Source organism: Reyranella sp. (assembly GCF_050185545.1).
Taxonomy (GTDB): Bacteria; Pseudomonadota; Alphaproteobacteria; order Reyranellales; family Reyranellaceae; genus Reyranella.
In genome coordinates, this window is record NZ_JBFWZI010000265.1 from 5,969 (window position 1) to 8,100 (window position 2,132).

Here is a 2,132-nt window from a genome sequence, read left to right on the forward strand (position 1 = left end):
GGTTCGCCGCGCTCGGATGACGGAGGGGGCCGGGCCGTCGAGAGGTCGGGCACTTCCTGGCTCCCGCGCCTCGATGGCCTGTCCCCCTGTCCGCGCCACGGTCAGGTCATTGGATCAACCTCCAAAGATCGGAGGCCATGTCGCTGGCTAGCCGCGAGCCGGCGGCATCGGAGGCGGAGGCGGCGGCGGTGGCGCCGTGGCAACCGGTTGCTGCGGCGGTGGGGGCTGCTGCGATGAGCATCCCGCGATCAGCGCCACCGGAATCACGACGGCAAGCAACGCGGCATTGCGAAACCGCCCGAGGCGAGCCATTTTTTCGGCAACGTCGTACATCCGTTCCTCCAGAGTTGAGGGAGTCGAGCACGCTACAACACTCGGAAACGCTCGCAGGTGACCGACAAAAATTAACGTCCAAAGGGCGTTCTGGTTCCCGCTCAAAGGAACAAAAATATCGGCATTGGCGGTCACCCGGAAAATCAAAGGAAGACCTTGCTTTTGCAACCGCTTGAAGCAAGTTCGTAATGGAGGGCACTGTCGGTGAGGCGATGTTGTTCCCATTCTGCAGCGACATGACGCGAGGTCTTGTACGCCTCGGCGTTACCGCAGTCGGCGCAACTGCGTTCGCCGTTGCCTGTGCGCCCACCGAGCCCACGGTCCGCGCGGAGGATCCGGAGCCGGCAGTAGCCTTGGTGGCGGCGCCATCCACCGCGATGGCAGCGTATGCCGACACCGGACTCGGCGAACTGATTGAGAGCGCGCCCAAGTCGATCGTCGCGGGCAAACGGCTGAACGTAGAGTTGCTGCGACGCTTCTACGGGCGCCATGGCTTTGCGCCAGTCTGGACGACCCGAGAGGCGCAGGCGAGTTCACTGATGGACGCCGTGTTGCGCGCGCGCGATCATGGTCTCGCTCCCGAGCTGTTCCACGCAGATGTGCTGCGGTCGCCGGCAAATTTGCCGATGCTTGACCGGGAGCTGTTGCTGTCGGACGCCTTTCTGACCTACGCCGACGCTCTGGCGCGCGGGGCAATGCCGGTCGAGCGCCGAAGAGACGACGAGGCGCTGACGCCTGAGCCGATCGATGTCGCTGCCACGCTCGACGCTGCCCTTGGCAGCTCCGATCCAGCGTCGGTGATCGAAGCGCTGGCACCGACGACGCCGACCTACCGGCTGCTGCGCCAGGCTTTGCAAGATTCTCGCACCGGCATCCCGGTCGGCGGCAAAGTCGCGACGACCCGCATGCGCGAAATTGCGGTAAACCTCGAGCGCGAACGCTGGCTGCCGCGGCGACTGCCGGCGGATCGCGTCTGGGTCAATGTGGCCGACGGGCGGCTGGTGCTGTACCGTGACGATCGGCCGATATTCTCCACGCGGGTCATTGTCGGGCAGAGCGACAGGCGCAATCAGAGTCCCGAGGTCCAGGCCTCGATCGACGGAATCTGGTTCAACCCGCCATGGAACATCCCGAGCGATATCGCCACGAACGAGATCCTTCCGAAGATGAGGCAGGACCCGAATTATCTGGTGCGGAACAACATGGTATCGCTGCCCGATGGTGGGCTGCAGCAACTGGCGGGAGCCAACTCCGGACTCGGACAGCTGATGTTCTACATGAAGAACCGGTTCGACGTTTACCTGCACGACACTCCGTCGAAAAGTCTGTTCAGCCGCTACGACCGGCGCATCAGTCGTGGATGCATCAGGGTGGAGGATCCTCAGAAGCTGGCCGCCCTGTTGATGCAGCAACCGATCGATGCAATCGATGAAGCGATCGCGGCCGGCAGCACCACCTGGAAAGTCCTGCCGAAGCCCGTGCCGGTATTTCTAGTCTATGAGACCGCGTTCGCGGATGCCGATGAAAGGTTGCAGTTCCGTACGGACATCTACGAACGCGACCCCGCGATCTGGCAATACCTGGATTCACGGGAGCGAGCGGTGGCGGAACGCGAAGCGCCCGATCGACGCCAGCGTTGACAGAGAGTTCACTCCCGGGCGCCGCTACTCCGCCGGGACTCGACTCGCGTAGTGACTCGACTGAGGCCCGCCGCCTTTGCCTCGTGCAACAGGGTGACGCCGCGCCAGCGCGGCGTTTGTCCGGCCGTGCGGCCCTGCAGGTACATATTGCACATCGGC

At 63.8% G+C, this 2,132-nt stretch carries 1 protein-coding gene; it reads left to right on the forward strand.

Annotation, left to right across the window (positions count from 1 at the left end):
* Positions 1-521: 521 nt before the first annotated feature.
* Positions 522-1,973, forward strand: a complete 1,452-nt coding sequence (locus AB7O82_RS35475; RefSeq protein ID WP_428621598.1) for a L,D-transpeptidase family protein — start codon at positions 522-524, stop codon at positions 1,971-1,973.
* Positions 1,974-2,132: the final 159 nt, after the last annotated feature.

Excerpts from the sequence above, each read along its gene's own strand:
- AB7O82_RS35475 (WP_428621598.1), top strand. The coding sequence starts at position 522 with ATGGAGGGCACTGTCGGTGAGGCGATGTTGTTCCCATTCTGCAGCGAC.